Annotated in this window: 14 protein-coding genes; 12 read left to right on the top strand and 2 right to left on the bottom strand. The window is 52.6% G+C overall.

Annotated features, from left to right (window positions below; translation table 11 throughout):
* Positions 1-78: 78 nt before the first annotated feature.
* The gene (gene serA, locus B2Z72_RS02655; RefSeq protein ID WP_296984962.1) at positions 79-1,308 is read right to left on the bottom strand and encodes a phosphoglycerate dehydrogenase; all 1,230 of its coding nucleotides are present in this window, start codon (positions 1,306-1,308) and stop codon (positions 79-81) included.
* Positions 1,309-1,571: 263 nt separating this feature from the next.
* On the opposite strand from serA, the gene B2Z72_RS02650 reads away from it, so the two are divergent.
* Entirely contained in the window at positions 1,572-2,975 is a 1,404-nt protein-coding gene (locus B2Z72_RS02650; protein ID WP_296984960.1) for an FAD-binding oxidoreductase, read from the top strand.
* A gap of 93 nt (positions 2,976-3,068) precedes the next feature.
* Here the strand turns inward: B2Z72_RS02650 and B2Z72_RS02645 are convergent, their stop codons facing one another.
* Positions 3,069-5,561: a penicillin-binding protein 1A gene (locus tag B2Z72_RS02645; RefSeq protein WP_296984959.1), complete on the bottom strand. Its 2,493-nt coding sequence runs from the start codon at positions 5,559-5,561 to the stop codon at positions 3,069-3,071.
* 207 nt (positions 5,562-5,768) lie between these two features.
* Here B2Z72_RS02645 and B2Z72_RS02640 point away from each other — a divergent pair, with 207 nt between their 5' ends.
* From B2Z72_RS02640 to B2Z72_RS02590, 11 genes are all read left to right on the top strand, one after another.
* Entirely contained in the window at positions 5,769-6,833 is a 1,065-nt protein-coding gene (locus tag B2Z72_RS02640) for a pilus assembly protein PilM (RefSeq protein WP_414716381.1), read from the top strand.
* Positions 6,833-7,390, top strand: a complete 558-nt coding sequence (locus B2Z72_RS02635) for a PilN domain-containing protein (protein ID WP_296984955.1) — start codon at positions 6,833-6,835, stop codon at positions 7,388-7,390. Before B2Z72_RS02640 ends, B2Z72_RS02635 begins: the two co-directional genes overlap by 1 nt.
* A 2-nt stretch (positions 7,391-7,392) precedes the next feature.
* Positions 7,393-8,040 carry a type 4a pilus biogenesis protein PilO gene (locus B2Z72_RS02630; RefSeq protein ID WP_296984952.1) on the top strand — a complete coding sequence of 216 codons (648 nt, stop codon included), beginning with the start codon at positions 7,393-7,395 and terminating at the stop codon, positions 8,038-8,040.
* Entirely contained in the window at positions 8,037-8,576 is a 540-nt protein-coding gene (locus B2Z72_RS02625) for a pilus assembly protein PilP (protein WP_296984948.1), read from the top strand. The genes B2Z72_RS02630 and B2Z72_RS02625 overlap by 4 nt, the downstream gene beginning before the upstream one ends.
* Positions 8,577-10,670 carry a type IV pilus secretin PilQ gene (gene pilQ, locus B2Z72_RS02620; protein ID WP_296984947.1) on the top strand — a complete coding sequence of 698 codons (2,094 nt, stop codon included), beginning with the start codon at positions 8,577-8,579 and terminating at the stop codon, positions 10,668-10,670.
* Positions 10,671-10,673: 3 nt separating this feature from the next.
* Positions 10,674-11,192, top strand: coding sequence for a shikimate kinase AroK (gene aroK / locus B2Z72_RS02615; protein WP_296984945.1), 519 nt, complete (start codon positions 10,674-10,676; stop codon positions 11,190-11,192).
* Positions 11,193-12,284, top strand: a complete 1,092-nt coding sequence (gene aroB / locus B2Z72_RS02610; protein WP_296984944.1) for a 3-dehydroquinate synthase — start codon at positions 11,193-11,195, stop codon at positions 12,282-12,284.
* A gap of 51 nt (positions 12,285-12,335) precedes the next feature.
* Positions 12,336-13,841 (top strand): SPOR domain-containing protein, encoded by a 1,506-nt coding sequence (locus tag B2Z72_RS02605; RefSeq protein ID WP_296984941.1) that lies wholly within the window; start codon positions 12,336-12,338, stop codon positions 13,839-13,841.
* Positions 13,842-14,052: 211 nt separating this feature from the next.
* On the top strand, positions 14,053-18,504 hold the full coding sequence (gltB, locus tag B2Z72_RS02600; RefSeq protein ID WP_296984939.1) for a glutamate synthase large subunit: 4,452 nt from the start codon (positions 14,053-14,055) through the stop codon (positions 18,502-18,504).
* 39 nt (positions 18,505-18,543) lie between these two features.
* Positions 18,544-19,962, top strand: a complete 1,419-nt coding sequence (locus B2Z72_RS02595) for an FAD-dependent oxidoreductase (protein ID WP_296984937.1) — start codon at positions 18,544-18,546, stop codon at positions 19,960-19,962.
* 143 nt (positions 19,963-20,105) lie between these two features.
* A complete protein-coding gene (locus tag B2Z72_RS02590) occupies positions 20,106-21,752 on the top strand; it encodes a vWA domain-containing protein (protein WP_296984936.1) in 1,647 nt (548 codons plus the stop codon).
* Positions 21,753-21,913 lie beyond the last annotated feature (161 nt).

Genomic DNA, 21,913 nt, shown 5'->3' with positions numbered 1-21,913 from the left:
AGGGAATATTGGTCTCTGACCCGCAGGCAAAAAAACGGCAGCCTGAGCTGCCGTTTTTATTGGTCTGAAGCAGAAGAATCAGAACAGTACGCGGGCACGGATAGTGCCCTGTACTTCTTTGATTTTTTCCAGCGCCAGATCGGATGCATCTTTGGATACATCGATGACTACGTAACCCACGTCTTCAACGGTCTGCAGGTACTGACCAGAAATGTTGATGTGGTTTTCAGCAAAGATCTGGTTGATCGCGTTCATAACACCCGGCACGTTTTTGTGGATGTGCAGGATACGGTGAACGTTGTGGTTGGTTGGCAGTGCCACTTCAGGGAAGTTAACGGAAGACGTGGTGGTACCGTTGTCGCTGTACTGAGACAGCTTCTCGCCCACTTCTTTACCGATGTTTTCCTGAGCTTCCAGCGTAGAACCGCCCACGTGTGGGGTCAGAATCACGTTGTCGAACTCGCGCAGTGGTGAAATAAATTCATCATCGTTGGAGCGTGGTTCGGTCGGGAATACGTCAACGGCGGCACCCAGCAGTTTTTTGCTGCGGATGGCGTCGGCCAGTGCATCGATATCCACGACTGTGCCGCGTGAAGCGTTCAGCATGATGGAGCCTTCTTTCATCTGAGCAAACTGCTCAGCACCCATCATCCACTTGGTGGCAGCGGTTTCAGGAACGTGCAGAGTCACAACATCGGCCTTGTTCAGCAGTTCTTTCAGTGAGCCAACCTGATGGGCATTCCCCAGTGGCAGTTTGGTAACCACGTCGTAGAACATCACTTCCATACCCATGCTTTCTGCCATAACAGACAGCTGAGTACCAATGGAGCCGTAACCAACGATACCCAGCTTTTTACCGCGGATTTCGAAGGAGTTATTGGCAGACTTCTGCCAGCCACCACGGTGACATACGGCATTCTTCTCAGGAATGCCGCGCATCAGCATGATGATTTCTGCCAGCGTCAGTTCTGCAACTGAACGGGTGTTGGAGTATGGTGCGTTGAATACCGCGATACCGCGTTTGGTCGCCGCTTTCAGATCCACCTGGTTGGTGCCGATGCAGAAGCAGCCGACGGCGATCAGTTTTTCTGCCGCGGCGAAGATTTCTTCTGTCAGGTGGGTACGGGAACGGATACCGATAAAGTGCGCGTCTTTGATGCGTTCTTTCAGTTCATCGTCCGGCAGGGAAGTCTTGAGGTATTCGATGTTGGTGTAGCCGGCTTCATGCAGGGTATCCAGAGCGGATTGATGCACGCCTTCCAATAACAGGAATTTAATCTTGCTTTTATCAAGAGAGGTGTTAGCCATGATTGTGCCTTTATATGCGTAGAGCAGTTATTTACTGGGGGTTGTGATATTCCGGCAGAAAAACGAAGCTTGCGGCGGCGTCTGATGAAGGACTGCGCGGCGCGATGAGGCGGCCGGTGGATCACTGGGGAGTGAAAATCACTCCGAAAAACAAGGCGCGTATGCTAGCATACCCGGCCTGTTAACGTGAGCCTCAAACTCTGTTTTCATCACGAAGAATACTCAATTTGAGGTGAATACCTTTCATCCTGGCGGAATCCTCCATGACTGCTCTGACTCAAGACGCCCTTGTTGAGCGTTTATCAGCCATTGTTGGCAGCGACAAAGTGCGCACCGACGACGATTCTCTGCAGACCTTTGGTAAAGATTGGACCAAAATCTACGAGCCAAAGCCTGCGGCGATTGTCTTTCCAAAAACCACCGAGCAGGTACGTGATATCGTCCTGCTGGCGAACGAATATCAGCTGGGACTGGTGCCATCCGGCGGCCGTACCGGTCTGAGTGCCGGTGCGGTGGCGGCGAATGGCGAAATCGTGGTGGCCTTCGACTACATGAATCAGATCTCGGAGTTTAACGCTGTAGACCGCACCGTTAAGTGTGGTGCGGGTGTTATTACCGAGCAGCTGCAGAACTACGCTGAGGATCAGGGGCTGTTCTATCCGGTGGATTTTGCTTCCGCTGGCTCCAGCCAGATCGGCGGTAACATCGGTACCAATGCCGGTGGTATTAAGGTGATCCGCTGGGGCATGACCCGTGACTGGGTCGCCGGCCTGACCGTGGTGACCGGTAAGGGCGATATTCTGCGTCTGAACAAAGATCTGCTGAAAAACAACACCGGCTACGATATGCGCCAGTTGTTTATCGGCGGTGAAGGAACGCTGGGGTTTGTGACGGAGGCAACCATGCGCCTGACCCGTCCGCCGAAGAACCTGACAGTGCTGGTGCTGGGTATTCCGGAGCTGGATCATGTGATGGATGTATTGAATCAGTTCCAGAGCCAGATGGATCTGACCGCGTTTGAATTCTTCTCTGATAAAGCCATGCAGAAAGTGCTGGCCCGCGGTGACGTTCCGGCGCCGTTTGAATCCAGTACGGATTTGTATGCCCTGATCGAGTTTGAAGCCATCACTGACGCCGATATGGATCAGGCTATGACGGTATTCGAGCAGTGCCTGGAAAATGGCTGGGTCATGGATGGTGTGATCAGTCAGAGTGAAACTCAGGCAGCCAATCTGTGGCGTCTGCGCGAGGATATCTCCGAGACCATCTCAGAATGGACGCCATATAAGAACGACATTTCCGTTGTGGTTTCCAAGGTGCCGCCGTTCCTGCGTGATATCGATGAGATTGTGACCCGTGAATACCCGGATTTTGAAATCATCTGGTTCGGCCATATTGGCGACGGTAACCTGCACCTGAATATCCTCAAGCCGGACGATCTGGCGAAAGAAGACTTCTTCGCCCGCTGTGGCAATGTATCTAAGTGGGTATTTGAAATCGTTGAGAAATACGACGGTTCTGTCTCGGCAGAGCACGGTGTCGGTATGACCAAGAAGCCTTATCTGGAATACACCCGCTCAACAGAAGAGCTGGCCTATATGAAAGCAGTAAAAGCGGTATTCGATCCGAATAACGTTATGAACCCGGGCAAGCTGGTCGATCTGTAAACGATCATTCTGGCTTATCTGCAATCATAAAAAACCCCGCTGCTGCGGGGTTTTTTATGTCGGCTGCAGGCCTTTTCGAGCTGCTGATGCGGATCAGAACAGCTGCTCGGGGATCACTTCCTGCTGGCCGTCATGGTCGCTGTCGGTTTCCGCTGACGCCGGTTTCACCATTTCCTTCGGTACGTTTTCTTCACGGAAATACTCAAACATCGCATTTTCCTGGCCTGGTGCTGCCAGCAGTCCGGTGGCAGGATCGATACGGGCACTGACAATGCCTTCCGGTTGTTCGAACGGATGTTCAGGCACGCCCTGCAGGGCGGTTTCCATGTAGTCGACCCAGATCGGCAGCGCGGTGTTGGAGCCGTAGGCCCAGCGTCCGAGGGTGACTGGCTGATCGAAGCCTACCCAGACGGTGGTGACCAGATCCGGACTGAAACCGGAGAACCAGGCGTCCTTCTGATCGTTGGTGGTACCGGTTTTACCCGCGATGTCGGCGCGTTTCAGTGCCAGTGCGCGTTTGCCGGTGCCCAGACGCACGACATCGCGCAGCATACTGACCATCAGGTAATTGACCCGGGCATCCATCACCCGTGGAGCAATATTGAGCGCCGGTTCCTGATCGGTCAGGGATTCCGCCGTGGCGACGCCGTCAAGGGTAGCGATATCTGCCTGCTGGCTGTTCGTGTTTTCCTCTTCAGTTTGCTGTTGTTCGCAGTCTTTGCAGACAACCGCCGGGTCGGCTGAGAACAGGACATTGCCCTCGTCATCCTCGATGCGACTGATCAGATATGGCTGAACCGAATAACCGCCATTGGCCAGAACCGAGTAGCCGGTGGCCAGCTCCATCGGCGTGACAGCGGATGCGCCCAGCGCCAGTGACAGATCCGGGTTCAGCTTTTCACGTGGAAAGCCGAACGGCGTGATGAAGTTGACAGCTTTGCGTGGGCCAACCTGTTTCAGAATACGGATCGACACCAGGTTCTGAGATTTGTACAGCGCCTGACGCAGACGGGTAGGGCCATAGAATTTGCCGCTGTGGTTTTCCGGACGCCAGGTGTTTTCCAGGCTCTTATCTTCAAATACCACTGGCGCATCATTGATGATGCTGGCCGGGGTGTAGCCATTGGCCAGGGCGGAACTGTAGATAAACGGCTTGAAGGACGATCCCGGCTGACGATCTGCCTGAATGACCCGGTTGAATTTCGTGCTGCCGTAGGAGAAGCCGCCGACCAGTGCCTGAATGCCACCGTCTTTCGGATTAAGGGACACCAGCGCGCCCTCGACTTCCGGCAGCTGGGCCAGTAATGGGCCATTGCCTGTGTCTTCGATCCAGATTTCGTCGCCGGCACTGACTACTTCATCCGGTTTGCTCACCGGGTTGCCAATGATGTTTACGTCAACGTAAGGCTTGGCCCATTCCATGGCGCTGAATGGCAGCCAGCGTTCGTCGCTGCCATCGTAGTACCAGATACCATTTTCAGCGACGCGGCTGACAATGGCCGGGCTGATGATGCCGCGTGAGTCGAGATTGCGCAGATGCTCATCCCAGAGATCGAGGCTTTCCGGCCAGTCGATATCAAAGGACGGATTGGCCTTGCCGAGCCATTCTTTCAATGCAGGGTCGTCTGCGACCGTCAGCATGGATATACCAACAACCGGTTTGGGTTTGCGGTAACCATGAGCGCGGTCATAAGTGAGAAGTCCGCTTTGCAGAGCTCTGTTTGCTGCCTGTTGGCGCTTACCGTCCACTGTTGTGTAAACGTTATAGCCGGCGGTGTAGGCATCTTCACCGAAGCGCTCAACGATGTCGCGGCGCACCATTTCGGCTATATAAGGTGCTTCCACTTCGGAAATAGGGCCGTGGTAGCGCGCTGTTACCGGTGATCTGGCCGCTTTGTCGAATTCTTCTTCACTGATCTTATCCAGTGTGCGCATACGGGCGAGTACATAGTTACGACGATCAATCGCTCTGCGCGGGTTATTGATCGGGTTGGCCGCCGATGGAGCCTGTGGCAGACCGGCGATCATGGCCAGCTGCGCCAGATCAAGATCTTTTATGGACTTTCCGTAATACACTTGCGCCGCCGCTTCGATACCGTAAGCGCGTTTGCCCAGATAGATTTTGTTGATGTAGAGCTCGAGGATCTCTTCTTTGCTCAGATCGCGTTCGATCTTGAGGGCCAGCAGGATCTCGGTGAATTTACGGGTGAAGGTCTTTTCCGAGGACAGGTAGTAGTTTTTCGCCACCTGCATGGTGATGGTACTGCCGCCGGATTTCTTGCGGCCGGTACGGATCAGTTCAAAGGCTGCCCGGGCCAGACCTTTGATATCGATGCCAAAGTGTTCAAAGAAGGAATCATCTTCCGATGCCAGCAGGGCATTAATGAACTGAGGCGGTGTTTCAGCGTATGTTATGGGCGTGCGGCGCTTTTCGCCGAACTCGCTGATGAGCTGGCCATCGGCGGTAAAAACACGCAGGGGAGTTTGCAGCTCGACGTCTTTGAGTTCCTGTGTATCTGGCAGGGTTGGGGCCAGATACAGGTAGACAGCCAGGCTGACGATTCCGGTCCCGGCAATGATGGACATTCCCAGCCAGAAAATGAAGCGTAGTAGCAGGTGTGACTTAGTCATAAATAAAAATGTGAAATGCCTCATAAAGCCAGTAAATATGCGGGTTGCGGCATTATAAGGGTTTTTTGTTCTTTTAATAGGAATGTGCTTATAATGACTTTAACTATATAGGATTTGAGTGAGCTTCAGTCTGCAAGTTCGCGAATTTTAGGGGATTTTTCAGTGTTGGCTAATCTGTTTAAGAAAAAGACCAAGGCTTTGCTGGGGGTGGACATCAGTTCAACCTCAGTAAAAATTCTTGAACTCAGTCACAATAATGGCCGATATCAGGTAGAAGCTTACGCTTCTGAGCCCCTTCCTCCAAATTCTGTCGTCGAACAGGCCATCAGTAATGATGAAGCGGTTGGTGAGGCTGTGCGCCGTGCTCTGACCCGCTCCCGGGCCTCCGCCAAGAATGCCGCAATCGCTGTTGCAGGCTCTGCGGTGATTACCAAGACCGTACAGATGAGCGGTGGTCTGAAAGATGACGAGATGGATTTTCAGATTCGTGCTGAAGCTGACCAGTACATTCCATACCCATTAGAAGAAGTTGCCCTCGACTGGGAAGTACAGGGGCCATCTGACTCCAGCAATGACATGGTTGATGTTCTGCTGGCTGCCTGCCGTTCAGAAACCGTTGAGCGCCGCAAGGATGCTGCTGAATATGCCAACCTGACCGTTACCCGGGTTGATGTTGAAGCTTTCTGTACCGAGCGTGTGTACGAGCTGCTTGAGCCTCAGCTGGATGGTGATGATGTGGAAACCGTCGCCATTATGGATATTGGCGCCACCATGAGCACATTGAATGTGCTGCATGAAGGCAAATCTATCTATACCCGCGAGCAGTTGTTCGGCGGTAAACAGCTGACCGAAGACATCATGCGCCGTTATGGTCTGGATGAAGAAGAAGCTGTACGGGCTAAACTCGAGGGTGGCCTGCCTGACGACTATGAGTCTGAAGTTCTGGATCCGTTCCGTCGGGCTGTTGTGCAGCAGGTGAGCCGTTCGCTGCAGTTCTTCTATTCATCGAGTCAGTTCAACGATGTTGATTACATCATTCTCGCCGGTGGTACCGCGTCAATTCCGGATCTTGCGGACGAAGTACAGGAAGTTCTGGGGATTGCCACTCTGGTCGCCAATCCGTTTGTCAATATGACACTGTCGCAGAAGGTGAATGCCAGTCTGTTGAGCAGTGATGCGCCTTCACTGCTGATTGCGTGTGGCCTGGCCATGAGGAGCTTTGATTAATGGCTAAGATAAACCTGTTGCCGTGGCGGGAAGAGCGGCGCAAAGAAAGGCAGAATGAGTTTTACGGGGTCATTGTTTTTGTACTGTTGGTTGCCGGCGGTATTATTTTTGCCGTCAACAGTCAGATTGAATCCAGCATCAGTAATCAAAAGGTGCGTAACGATTATCTGACAAGAGAAGGCAAGGTACTTGACACCAAGATTGATGAAATCCGGGAATTGAAAGATACCCGTCAAAAGCTGATTGAACGTATGAAGCTTATTCAGGATCTGCAGGGCAACCGTCCGGTTATCGTGCGGGTATTTGATGAAGTTGTGCGCGCCGTACCCGAAGACCTGTATCTGACAGATTTGTCGATCAAGGGTAATAGTGTGCAGATTAAGGGACGGGCGAGGTCTAATAACCGGGTGTCTGGATTTATGCGGAATTTTGATGCGTCAGATTGGTTTGCTGACCCTACGCTTATTCGGGTGCAGTCTATGGATGATGGATTTAACGTATTCGAGATATCGATGAAACGTGTTCAGCCGCGTGCTGAAGAAGCGGGAGAGGGTTGATTATGGCTGACTCCAAAAACTTCGATATCAAAGGCATGCTGGATAAGGCCAAAGAATTCAATGTTGAGGATATAAATAACATTGACTGGGAGAACATGGGCTCTTGGCCTCTGCCAGGCAAAGTTGTTTTTTGCTCTTTATTGTTCGTTGCAGTGCTTGCCGGGGGCTACTTTGGATTGATTGCCGATAGCCTCGAATCCCTTCAGCGCGAACAAAAAAAGGAAGTTACGCTTAAAAGCGACTTTGAAAACAAGGCCTTCAGAGTGGCTAACCTGGATGCTTATAAACAGCAGATGGTGGAAATGGAAGACAGCTTTGGCTCTCTGTTGAAGCAGCTTCCCCGGGATACTGAGGTGCCTGGTTTGATTGATGATATCAGTGCTGCAGCGTTGGGATCGGGTCTGACCCTGAAAGCTATTGACCCTCAGGCGATGGTTCAGACGGAGTTTTATAAAGAGCTGCCAATCAAAGTTCAGGTGTCTGGCGGGTATCATGAAATGGGTAGTTTTGTGTCTGCGGTAGCATCCCTTCCCCGGATCGTGACTTTGCACGACTTCAGTATTTCTGGTGCCGGCGAAGATGGGAGTCTTGAGATGGAAATTACTGCCAAGACCTACCAATATAATCCGGATAAGGAGGACGTGAAATGAAAGCATTACGTCCTTTCGTGATAGTAACGGCTCTTGCCTTGTTGGCCGGGTGTTCCGCTTCGGGTGACTTGCAGGACCTTCAAGCATTTAAAAATACAACCTTGAGTAAGCCGCGTGGACGGATTGAGCCGATCCCTGTGTTTAAACCGTATGAGTTTTTCAGTTATAGCGCTGCAGGTATGAGGTCGCCATTTGAACTCCCTGTGCTGGAAGGAGAGAAGATCCAGATTCGTGTCGGAGAACAGATAACCCCTGATTTTGATCGGCCTAAAGAGCACCTGGAGCAGTACCCTGTTTCGCAGCTTAAGATGGTTGGTACTCTGGAGCGTGATGACGGTGTGTTGTGGGCTCTTGTCCGGGACGGAGATGGCGGTGTGGTTCGCGTCAAAGAAGGCAACTACATGGGACAGAACTACGGCAAAATATCTGCAGTAAGCGAATATAAAATCAATCTTTTGGAAATAGTGCCAGACGGAAACAAGGGCTGGATCAAACGCCCCCGTACAATTCCACTGGACGGCCTGGCTGGAGAGTAAATGATGAAAATTGTTAAATTGGCGCAGACCGTGTCAAAGGGAATTGCAGCCCTGGTAATGACGCTGGGGTTATCAACTCTGGTGCATGCCACGACGTTGGAAAATATCAGTTTTTCTTCACTGCCCGGTGATGTGACCGAAATCCGTCTTGATTTCGACTCAACGCCGCCGAAAGTCAGTGGTTACACCATTGAACAGCCAGCACGTATCGCGATCGACCTGCCAGGCGTGAACAGCAAGCTTAAGAGTAAGCGTCATACGATTGGTTCCGGTAATGCGCACAGCGCTATGCTGGTATCAACCAAGGATCGTTCCCGGTTGGTTGTTAACCTCAGTAAGCTCGTTGCTTACAGCACGGATGTTTCCGGTAACTCTCTGTTGATCAGAGTTGGTGCCGCTGGTGATGAATCTGTTTTCACTCAATCGAGTGATACCTTCGCTGCTTCTTCAGAGCCTGCAGCTGATGACCTGAAAGTGGTTAATGTGGATTTCCGTCGCGGCACTCTGGGGGAAGGTCAGATTCAGATTGCTGTAAATGATCCAAGTGCTTCTGCAAGCATTCGCCGTGAGGGATCAAAAATTATCGCGGATCTGAAAGGTGTACGTTTGCCTGAAGAGCTGAGCCGCCGTCTGGATGTGACCGACTTCTCCACACCAGTACGTTACGTCGATGCCAAAAAAGACGGTTCTTCTACGCAGATCGTGATCGAGCCAAATACGGATGACTTCGATTACCTGTCTTACCAGACGGACAAAATGATCTCCATTAATGTGTCTGTTCTCCCTGAAGATGAGCAGGAGAAACGCGCGCAGGTATTCCCATATACCGGCGAAAAACTCTCTCTGAACTTCCAGAATATTGAAGTTCGCGCCGTTCTTCAGCTGATTGCAGATTTCACCGGCCTGAATCTGGTGGCATCCGATACAGTGCAGGGCAGTATTACCCTGCGCCTGCAGAATGTTCCCTGGGATCAGGCTCTGGATCTGGTGCTGAAGACCAAAGGTCTGGGTAAGCGTCAGATGGGGTCTGTTCTGTTAATCGCACCGTCAGAAGAAATTGCAGCGCGTGAGAAAGTGGAAATGGAGGCCGTTCGTCAGGTTGAAGAGCTGGCACCGCTGGTCACTGAATATATGCAGCTGAAGTACGCCAAAGCCTCAGATCTGGCAATGCTGCTGACCTCTGAAGATGGTCTGCTGTCGGAACGCGGTTCTGCGGTTGTTGATGAACGTACCAATACTCTGTTAATGAAAGACACTTCAGCAAATCTTGAGAAGGTTCGCGAAGCTCTGCTGCTGCTGGATGTACCTGTACGTCAGGTATTAATTGAAGCGCGGATTGTTGTAGCGACTACTACTGTTGCTGAAGAACTGGGTGTTAACTGGGGTGGCGGCGGCTACGACCTGAGCAGTAAAGGTGACTCAGCTATTACTTTTGGTGGCAGTCAGACCACTCTGACTGAGGTGTCCGAGGTTCTCAATACCGGAAGTGGCGAAGTTACTTTCCCGGGTGCGAATGTTGTTGATGCCGGTGTAACTTCTCCGGGTGCCAGCAGCTTCGCGATCGGTTACCAGACCGTCGACATGATTCTCGATCTGGAAATCTCTGCACTGGAAACCGATGGCCGTGCCGAGATTGTTTCTCAGCCGCGGGTAATTACCGCAGATGGCAAAACCGCTGTGATTGAATCCGGTACCGAGATTCCATATCAGCAAGCTTCCTCCAGCGGTGCGACCAGTGTGTCGTTCAAATCCGCTGTGCTGAAACTGGAAGTAACTCCGCAGATTACTCCGGATGACCGTATCATTATGGACCTGATTATTAACCAGGATTCTGTGGGTGAGGAATACGCAGGTATTCCATCCATTGATACCAATGCGGTGGAAACTCAGGTGCTGGTAGACAACGGTGAAACGGTTGTACTGGGTGGTATCTTCCGCCAGGAAGAGGTTCATACCATCAGTAAAACGCCGTTCTTTGGTGATCTGCCATTAATCGGAGCTTTGTTCCGTTACTCCAATGAGTCAACGGATAAGAGTGAGTTGCTGGTGTTTATTACGCCGCGACTGGTTAAGGATTCCCTTACCAATCAGTAATTTATGACGCGTACTCCCTCTGTATTTCTTGTCGGGCCAATGGGTGCTGGAAAAAGCACCATTGGCCGTCTTCTTTCCGCAGAACTTAAGCTCGAATTCATTGATTCAGACAAGGTCATTGAAGAGCGCTGCGGTGCCAATATTCCCTGGATTTTCGATATGGAAGGCGAAGCCGGCTTCCGTGAGCGGGAAGAACAGGTTATTGATGAGCTGACACAGGCCAGTGGTATTGTCCTGGCAACCGGTGGCGGTGCGGTGTTACGCGAAGCTAACAGACGCAATCTTTCTGCCCGCGGTACGGTTGTGTATCTGTGCACGTCGGTTGAGCAGCAGCTTGCCCGCACAGCGAAGGATAAAAACCGTCCTCTGTTGCAGACCGAGAACCCTGAAGCTGTGCTGCGTGGCTTGTTTGAGCAGCGCGATCCGCTGTACCGTGAAGTGGCAGACATCATTATCTATACCGATAAGCGCAATCCCCGCTGGGTTGTGCAGGAACTGAAATCTCAAATTAAGGCAGAATAAATGAATACCCTGACTGTCGATCTTGGCGACCGTAGTTACCCTATTTACATCGGTACCGGACTGCTCGGGGAGAAGGATCTCTACGCACCTCATATTAAGGGACGCCAGGTGCTGATTGTTACCAATGAAACGGTCGCACCTCTTTATCTGGATACCGTCAAAGCTGCGCTGAAGGATTATCAGGTTGATGCCGTTATTCTGCCTGATGGCGAGTCCTACAAAAATCTGACCACCTTGAACCTGATTTACGATGCGTTGCTGGAAAAACAGCATAACCGCACCACAACACTGCTGGCCCTTGGTGGTGGTGTGATCGGAGATATGTGTGGTTACGCTGCAGCTTCCTATCAGCGTGGCGTTAACTTTATTCAGGTACCAACAACCCTGCTGTCGCAGGTGGATTCTTCTGTTGGTGGTAAAACCGGCGTGAATCATCCGCTCGGTAAAAACATGATTGGGGCCTTTCATCAGCCGCAGTGTGTTATCGCTGATACGGATACGCTGAATACCCTGCCGCAGCGTGAGCTGTCGGCGGGTATGGCGGAAGTTATTAAATATGGTCTGATCTGTGATCGTTCCTTCTACGACTGGATTAACGACAACATCAGTGACCTGATGAAGAAAAATCCGCAGGCGTTGGCCTATGCGATTGAACGATCCTGTCAGGATAAGGCCGAAGTAGTCGCTCAGGATGAAAAAGAATCCGGTATTCGCGCGATTCTTAATCTTGGGCACACATTCGGTCATGCCATCGAGGCCCATCAGGGCTACGGTAACTGGCTTCATGGGGAAGCGGTGGGGACGGGTATGCTGCAGGCTGCCGATCTTTGCTGCCGTATGGGGCAAATCAGTCCTGATGAGCTGACTGCGCTGCGCAATCTGCTGATTGAAGCCGGATTGCCCGTGGCAGGTCCGGATGATATGAGTACCGATGATTACATCAGCCGCATGCAGGTTGATAAAAAAGTATTGGATGGCCATTTGCGTCTGGTACTTCTGCGGGCAATTGGTGATGCTTATGTGACATCGGATGTGCCGCGGGATCTTTTGCTGCAGACCCTGCAGGCCGGCGATAAACTGGGCGTTCTGTAACTGGTAACGACAGAGCTGAGCAGTCAGGCAGGCAGAGTCACAGGAGTCGGTATGGAAACAGATTTCCCGCTTGAGCAGGATAACGATGAGGCTGTCACAGCAGTCACATCCCGGAGTTACACCATGTCGGTTCCAACCTTATTGCCAGGGCAATACAAACATCTTGAGCTTCTTGCTCACCTGGCGTCATTCAGTGAAATGCTGGTCGCCGTCAGTGGGCCGGACGGCAGCGGCAAGACAACGCTGGCGATGGCCTTGTCCGCACAATGCGAAGAGCCTGAATCCAGCCTGTTTATTGCTGCAGATCTGATGTTGGGTCTGCCGGCGATCCTGCAGGCAATTGCCAGACACTGGGATATGCCGCAACTGCCGGACGACCTGGTTGCTGCGCGTGATGCGGTCAGACAGGCTGCTCAGGAGCAGGCTGAAAACGGTAAAAGTCTGCTGATCGTTATTGATCAGGCTGAGCAGCTTGATCAGGACACGCTCAATGCTATTTCACATTTTGCTCTGCTGGCGCCACAGACGATATCGTTTGCCCTGTTCGGCTCCTCCGGTTTTGAGCTGCTGTTCCGGCAGAGCCCGGCCTCGGCGCCACTGCATGTTCTTGAGCTGGAACCTTTAAGTTCTGATGATGCTGCGCTGCTGCTGCAGTTGGTTTATACCCCTGGCCAGCCGCTCCCGCTCAATCCTGATGAGCTGGCTTCGATTTATGATATGTCCGGAGGCTGGCCATCGGCCCTACTGCTGGCGGCAGAATCGTTTCTGCTCGACGCATCGGCGGATGCGCCTGCGGCGTCTGTCCCTGAGGACAAAAAACCGGCGCGATTCCCGTTAGCTCATATCCTTGCCATTGTTGTCGTCGCAGCCGCGCTCGGAATCTCCTTTCTTTACCGTGGCGATGAAGCCTCAGATGCAGAGCCTGAGGTGACAGAAGCGGTCGCTCCGGCGGTGCCTGCTGTCGCACCTCAGACAATGGACGCTTCCCGTGACCAGGAGCCTGCTGCAGAAGAAAGTAAAGCGGGTGCTTTGTCCTCTTTAGAGACTGAAACTTCAGAAGTGAAGCCGCCGCAAGTTGCATCACTGCCGGATTACAATTACGTTGCTAAAGAATCCGATGCGGCCGTGGACAGTACTGCAGAAGAAGCGCAGACTAACGAGTCTTCAGTGGTTAAGGCTGATTCGGCGGACGTTAAAGCTGCTGAACCGGCGCTGAAGCCGCAGTCAAAAGCTGCGCCACCGGTTGAAGCGGGGCGCACTTATACCAGCGCAGAGAAGACGTTGCTGGCTACTGCAGATGGTTTTATTGTGCAGCTGTTTGGCAGCTATCAGTCGGCGAATGCTGCGTCGTTCCGCAAGGAGTGGCAAGGTAAGCTGGTTGGCAGTCTGTACCAGTATCAGACAATGCACAAAGGTAAGCCATGGCACGTGGTGGTTGCCGGGGTTTTTAACACCCGCGACGAAGCGAAAGCGGCCGTTGATACCATGCCCCCGGTACTGCGCCGGCAATCGCCCTGGATCCGCGATATTACTGCGGTACATGAGGCCCTGAAGTAGGCTGAGAAGCACACTGAACAACACCTATTCCACCCCGGGCCGGCGCCTGACCGGCCCCTGAAAACAATAAGATGGATGTGCCCGCATTTGTGGCAGGGGCTGCAGATGTGTAGAATGGGCGTCCTTTTGTCTCGATGCTGCTTATTTTTTGCGCAAAAGATTGGCGTAAGCCCTTGATATACCAATAGTTTTTACTGATGAGAGCTGTTCTATGAGAACTGGTCTGTATACCCCAGGCGACTTTAAGGACAACTGTGGTTTTGGTCTTCTGGCCCACCTTGAGGGTCAGCCAAGCCACAAGCTGTTAAAAACAGCCATTGAATCCCTGACCTGTATGACACACCGTGGCGGTATTGCTGCCGATGGTAAAACTGGTGACGGCTGCGGTCTGTTGCTGCAAAAGCCTGATTCATTCCTGCGTGCAGTAACGGCGGAAGCTGGTATTCAACTGCCTGCTCAGTATGCCGTTGGTATGCTGTTTATGGATCTGGACGACGCTGTTTACGCGAAACAAAAAGCTGCCACAGAGCAAGCTATCAGCGAACAGGGCCTTAGTGTCCTGGGCTGGCGTACAGTTCCCACAAATAACGACTGTCTCGGCCCGATGGCTCTCGACTGTCTGCCACGCTTTGAGCAGGTGTATGTAGCTCCAGCGGCAGAAATGTCCGATGAAGACTTTGCGATCAAGCTGTTTTATGCCCGTCGCTACGCCGAGAAAGCCCTTACTGAGTATCCTGACTTTTATATTGCCAGCCTGTCCGACCGAGTGCTGTCCTACAAAGGTCTGATGATGCCGGTGGATCTGCCGAACTTCTATCCGGATCTCGGCGACGAGCGTATGGAAACTGCTATCTGCGTATTCCACCAACGCTTCTCCACTAACACCATGCCGCGCTGGCCACTGGCTCAGCCGTTCCGCATGCTGGCACACAATGGTGAGATCAACACCATTCAGGGCAACCGTAACTGGGCCAATGCCCGTTCCGGTAAGTTCCACAGTGACCGTCTGCCGAACCTGACTGATCTGTCGCCGCTGGTGAACACCACAGGTTCTGACTCCTCCTCCATGGACAACATGCTGGAGCTGATGGTAACCGGTGGTATCGGTCTGTTCCGCGCTGTGCGCATGATGATTCCGCCAGCATGGCAGAATGTTGAAACCATGGATGCCGATCTGCGCGCATTCTATGAATACAACTCCATGCATATGGAAGCCTGGGATGGCCCGGCCGGTCTGGTTATTACCGATGGCCGTTATGCCGTGTGTGGTCTGGACCGTAACGGTCTGCGTCCGTCACGCTGGGTTATCACCAAAGACAAATTTATTACTGTGGCATCTGAAGTGGGTGTTTACAGTTATGAGCCGTCAGATGTTGTGGCAAAAGGCCGTGTTGGCCCAGGCCAGATGCTGGCCATCGATACTCAGGAAGGCAAACTGCTGAAGACTGATGATATCGACAGCCTGCTGAAAGCCGAGCAGCCATACAAAACCTGGCTGAAAGAGAACGCTATCCGTCTGGAAAGCCAGCTGCTGCTGCAAAAAGCAGAAGACGCTGAGCCGCTGTCCGGCGATATCCTGTCTTCTCATCAGAAGCTGCAGCTGGTCACCAACGAAGAGCGTGATCAGGTGCTGCGTCCAATGGGTGAAGACGGTCAGGAAGCGACCGGCTCCATGGGTGATGATACGCCGATGGCCGTGCTGTCTCAGCGTGTGCGTCATATGGCCGATTACTTCCGTCAGCAGTTCGCGCAGGTTACTAACCCGCCGATCGATCCGCTGCGTGAAGCCATCGTGATGTCACTGGAAACCTGTCTGGGTGCCGAGAAGAATATTTTCGAAACCAGCGCAGACCATGCTGACCGTATTATTCTGACCTCGCCAGTATTGTCGCCGCTGAAGATTCAGGGCATCAAGAACACAGGTAAAGATGCGTTCCGTCACACTCAGCTGTCCATGGCATTTGATCCTGCGGTTGGTCTGCAACAGGCCATCGTTAATCTGATCGAAAAAGCCGCACAGGCTGTTCGTGATGGCAATGTCATCCTGATTCTGTCTGACCGCGAAGTCAGCGAAGATCAGCTGGTCATCCCTGCCGCTATGGCAACCGGTGCCGTTCACCATTATCTGGTGGATAACGGCCTGCGTACTGACGCGAACATTATTATTGAAACCGGTGCGGCACGTGATGCGCATCAGTTTGCTGTGCTGTTGGGCTTTGGTGCGACTGCCGTCTACCCATGGCTGGCGTACGATATTCTGACCGATCTGCACCGCTCCGGCGAACTGCTGGGCGACCCGCTGAAGTCTCATCAGAACTTCCGTAAAGCGATCCGTAAGGGTCTGCTGAAAGTGATGTCGAAGATGGGTATTTCGACCGTTGCTTCCTACCGTGGCTCACAGCTGTTTGAAGCGGTTGGTCTGAGCAACGAAGTGGTTGAACTGTGCTTCTGTGGCGTCACCAGCCGTATCGGTGGTGCGACCTTTGAAGACTTCCAGAACGATCTCGAGCTGGTACGCAAAAACGCGTGGAAAACCCGCAAGAAAATCGATCAGGGTGGCCTGCTGAAGTATGTTCACGGTGGCGAATACCACGCTTACAACCCGGATGTAGTGAAAAACATTCAGGAAGCGGTACAGACCAACAGTCAGGAAGCTTACGACCGTTTCGCCGAGCTGGTGAACAAGCGTCCGGTAGCGACCATCCGTGACCTGCTGGGCTTCCGTAAGGACATTCAGCCAATCGATATTTCTGAAGTTGAACCGGCAGAAAGTATCTATCCACGTTTCGATACCGCTGCCATGTCGCTGGGTGCGCTTTCTCCGGAAGCTCACGAAGCACTGGCAATGGCGATGAACGAACTGGGTGGCCGTTCCAACTCAGGTGAAGGTGGCGAAGATCCGCTGCGTTACGGCACTGTGCGTAACTCCAAGATCAAACAGATCGCCTCTGGCCGTTTTGGCGTAACCCCGCACTATCTGTCCAGCGCTGAAGTGCTGCAGATTAAAGTCGCTCAGGGTGCCAAGCCGGGTGAAGGTGGTCAGCTGCCAGGCGGTAAGGTGAACAACCTGATCGCGACCCTGCGCTATTCCGTGCCGGGCGTGACGCTGATTTCGCCTCCGCCACACCACGATATTTATTCGATCGAGGATCTGGCGCAGCTGATTTACGACCTGAAACAGGTTAATCCGGAAGCACTGGTTTCTGTGAAACTGGTATCAGAGCCGGGTGTCGGTACTATTGCTGCCGGTGTGGCCAAGGCCTATGCCGACCTGATTACCATTTCCGGTTATGACGGTGGTACTGCGGCATCTCCGCTGACCTCTATTAAGTATGCAGGTTCTCCATGGGAACTGGGTCTGTCCGAAGCCCATCAGGCACTGCGTGCCAATGATCTGCGCGGCAATGTCCGGGTACAGACCGATGGTGGTCTGAAAACCGGTCTGGACGTGATCAAGGCTGCCATTCTGGGCGCTGAATCCTTCGGTTTCGGTACTCTGCCAATGGTGGCGGTGGGTTGTAAATACCTGCGTATCTGTCACCTGAACAACTGTGCAACCGGTGTTGCCACGCAGAACGATGATCTGCGTGCCAAGCACTACATCGGCACCAAAGACATGGTTAAAAACTACTTCCGCTTTATCGCTGAAGAAGTCCGTGGCCTGATGGCGCAGATTGGTGTGCGTACCATGGAAGAGCTGGTTGGTCGTACTGACCTGCTGGAAATGCTGGAAGGCACAACCGGTAAACAGCGCAACCTGGATCTGATGCCGATTCTGGCCAATGACCACATCCCGGCTGATAAGCCGCATACTGTTAAGGTAGCGCGCAACAAGCCGTACGATGAAGGTCTGCTGGCTGAGCGTATGGCGGCGGAAACCAAAGAAGCCATTACCAACAAAACCGGTGGTGAGTTCAGCTTCCATGTGACCAACTGTGACCGTTCCATCGGTGCCCGTCTGTCTGGTGAAATCGCCAAACTGTACGGTAACCAGGGCATGGCTGATAAGCCAATCCGCCTGAATCTGACCGGTGTTGCCGGCCAGTCATTCGGTGTGTGGAATGCCGGTGGTCTGGATATGATTCTGGAAGGTGATGCCAACGACTACGTGGGTAAGGGTATGACCGGCGGCAAGCTGGTGATTTTCCCACCGAAAGGATCAACCTTTAAAACCAACGAAACCTCTATCGTGGGTAACACCTGTCTGTACGGTGCGACCGGCGGTAAGCTGCTGGCTGCTGGCCGTGCGGGCGAGCGTTTCGGTGTGCGTAACTCCGGTGTTCATGCTGTTGTTGAAGGCGCTGGTGATCACTGCTGTGAATATATGACCGGCGGTATGGTATGTGTGCTGGGTGAAACCGGTTACAACTTCGGTGCCGGTATGACTGGCGGTTTCGCTTACGTTCTCGATCGTGACAACAGCTTTGTGGATAAATACAACCACGAGCTGGTGGATATTCACCGTATCTCGAACGAAGAAACTGAACAGTACCGCAGTCACCTGCGCAGCACTATCCGTGAGTTTGTTGAAGAAACAGGCAGCGCCTGGGGCCGTGAAATTCTTGAAGATTTCGATGGCTTTATCGGTAAGTTCTGGCTGGTTAAGCCAAAGGCTGCCGATCTGCAACAACTGCTGAACACTACCCGTGCTCGTCCTGAATAAGCGGAACGTAGCGGAACAGGATGAGGAGAGAGATTCGAGATGGTACAACGTCTGAATAACAACTTTCAGTTTGTCGATGTGGCCCGTAAGGACCCGACCAAAAAGTCGATTGGCAAGCGTAAAGCTGAATTCGTTGAAATTTATGAGCCGTTCAAACAGCAGCAGGTGACCGATCAGGCTCACCGTTGTCTGGCTTGTGGTAACCCATACTGTGAATGGAAATGCCCGGTTCATAACTTCATTCCTAACTGGCTGAAACTGGCCAGCGAAGGCAATATTCTGGAAGCAGTAGAACTGAGTCACCAGACCAACACACTGCCGGAAGTCTGTGGCCGCGTATGTCCACAGGACCGTCTGTGCGAGGGTTCCTGTACTCTGAACGATGGCTTCGGCGCCGTGACTATCGGTAACGTAGAGAAATACATTACCGACACCGCATTCGCGATGGGCTGGCGTCCGGATATGTCCAAAGTGGTTCCTACCGGTAAACGCGTAGCAATCATCGGTGCGGGCCCTGCAGGGCTTGGCGCTGCCGATATTCTGGTGCGCAACGGCGTTACTCCTGTGGTATTCGATAAATACCCGGAGATCGGTGGTCTGCTGACCTTCGGTATTCCTGAGTTCAAACTGGAAAAGAGCGTGATGGTTAACCGTCGTGAAGTCTTTGAAGGTATGGGCGTGGAATTCCGCCTGAACACTGAAGTCGGTAAAGATGTCGATTTCCAGAGCATCATCGACGAGTTCGATGCTGTGTTCCTGGGTATGGGCACCTACAACTACATGAAAGGCGGCTTCCCGGGTGAAGATCTGGAAGGCGTACACGATGCACTGGACTTCCTGATTGCCAACGTGAATCACAATCTGGGTTATGAAAAGAATCCGGAAGATTTCGTCAGCATGAAAGGTAAGCGTGTTGTGGTTCTGGGTGGTGGTGACACCGCGATGGACTGTAACCGTACTTCCATCCGTCAGGGTGCGAAGAAAGTGACCTGTGCTTACCGTCGTGACGAAGCCAACATGCCAGGCTCGAAAAAAGAAGTGGTTAACGCCCGCGAAGAAGGCGTTAAGTTCCTCTTTAACCGTCAGCCGGTTGCCATTGTTGGTGAAGACAAAGTCGAAGGCGTGAAAGTAGTGACTACTCAGATGGGTGAGCCTGATGAGAATGGTCGCCGCCGTCCGGAAGTAATCGAAGGTTCAGAAGAGATTCTGCCGGCTGATGCTGTACTGGTAGCTTTCGGTTTCCGTCCAAGCCCGGCGCCATGGTTCAAGGACTTCGGCATTGAAGTGAACAGCTGGGATGGCGTTGTTGCTCCGGCTGAGCAGGAATTTGCTTACCAGACCACCAATCCGAAAGTCTTCGCTGGTGGTGATATGGTGCGCGGTTCTGACCTGGTAGTGACTGCGATCTGGGAAGGTCGTCAGGCTGCCGAAGGCATTCTGGACTACCTCGACGTCTGATTACGTCAGTATTTTCAGCTTAAAATACGACAGACGGCACAAAACGCGGCTTTCCCGGTGGGAAGCCGCGTTTTTGTTTATGGCTTGCCGCCGCAACTGAATGTTATCCTTTAACCCTATAAAGATTGTTGGAGTATCAGGGAATGGCTTGGGCTGACACACTGAAAGCAAAATATTTACTGGCAGCGATGATGACAGCAGCATTGGCAGCCTGTGGCGGCGGAGGCAGTGGCAGCGGTGTTGCCTTTGGCGGCGGCGGTGGCCTTCAGGGTGACGATGAGCTGGATCCGGATGAAGACCCGGCCAATCCGACTGAACCGACCAGTACGGTTACCTATTATCCCCTGCAGTTTTTTCTGCAGGGAGAGAATTACGTTGAAGAAGACGTATTTGATGGCGTCTGGTTTGACCCCATGATCCATGGCTACGTGATTTCACCGGTGGATCAGGACACACTGGAACCCGTTGATGCTGACGTTGATGAGTTTATCCTGAGTGCTGATGGTGAACTGGTGGATGCTGCTGAACAAGGTGTGGTGATGCAGCGCCTTATGGGCATGGAGGTATCGCTGGATACCGCGATTCTGATCGATACCAGTGGCAGTAGCAGTGACATTGAAAGTGCCAGCAATCTTTTTCAGGAAGTCCGGGACTTTATCGCCGCTGCCCGTGCATCTTCTGATCCTGCAATCCGCAATCAGCGTTTTATCATCTGGGAGTTCAATGACCAGGTGAATGCTGTGACCACCACTCTGAGCACGGATGATAGCGCGTTGAATACCGCACTGAACGGTATGCAGAGCAGCTGGAATCCGGTCGGCGCATCAGGCCTTTATGAGGCGATTTTTTATTCAATCGGAAGCTATCTGCCTGACTCAACGCTGGAGCGTGAGACTGTGGCGTTGACGGACACTATCCCTGATCTGGTGGACGGCTACATATACAACGCTGATTACGGTTCAGGCCGCACCCGCCTGGACGGCATCCGCCTGACCAATATTGTGCTGTTTGCCTCCGGGCGTAATACCAAACAGGATGTATCTATGCTGGATGCCGAGGAGGCTTTGGGTTGGCAGTCTCTGGTTGTTTATGAAGAAGTTGCGGAAGAAGAGGGTGAGGACGGTACAGAGGATGACACTCTGGCTGAAGATGAGGAGCCTGCTGAAGAAGGGCAAAGCGAGGCGATTCAGGAAGGTACAGCGCTGTTGTCCAAGCCTATGATTTATGTGTCACTGGGAACACCGGCACCGGACACTGATCTGAGCGATATGTCAGCTGCTGTCATCGACACAAACTCCTGGAGCGATTTCAGTGGCACCGCAGAGCAGATCGTGAGTGCTCAGCAGGATATGGTTCGTCTGCGTACGCGCAACAGCAACCAATATATGATCCGCTATGTTGTGCCAGAGCGAAGTGGTACGCATGAGCTGGTGCTGACCAGTAATACGTCTGGATTTAACTATGCACTGACTACCTTGCTCGATTTGACATTGGCTGCGCCAGAACCTTTTGCTCAGCCAATGGTAGAAATCAGCGGCCCGGGTGATGCCTACCTGGTCGGTGATGTTGTCAGTCTCGATGATGCAACCCGTCTGTTCCCCAATACCCGCTGGACGACACAGGAATATGGTGCCGCGGATTACAGCTGGACGGTGAATGGCTCAGCACGCAGTAAAAACGCTGATGGTTCCATCACGCTGACTTCCGCTGATGCTGGTGCGACGGTTGTGCTGACTAATAACTCGTTGTCCTTCGGTACGGTATCCGCGACGGTGGCCGTAACAAATTGATCGGAAGCGAACTGATAGCACAGCGATAAAAAAAACCCGGCCATGTGCCGGGTTTTTGATTGCCCGTAAATTGTTCGCGCAAGAACCAAAGCACTGTATCGGGAAAACTCCAGCCTGCAGTCATCGTTCCACAGGTCCTGTAGGGCCTGTAGGTCTTTTAG

This window comes from Thalassolituus sp. UBA6592 (genome assembly GCF_002433655.1).
Taxonomy (GTDB): Bacteria; Pseudomonadota; Gammaproteobacteria; order Pseudomonadales; family Oceanobacteraceae; genus Venatoribacter.
The sequence above is the reverse complement of the archived record's forward strand: the minus strand, read 5'-3'. Positions and strand labels throughout refer to the sequence as shown.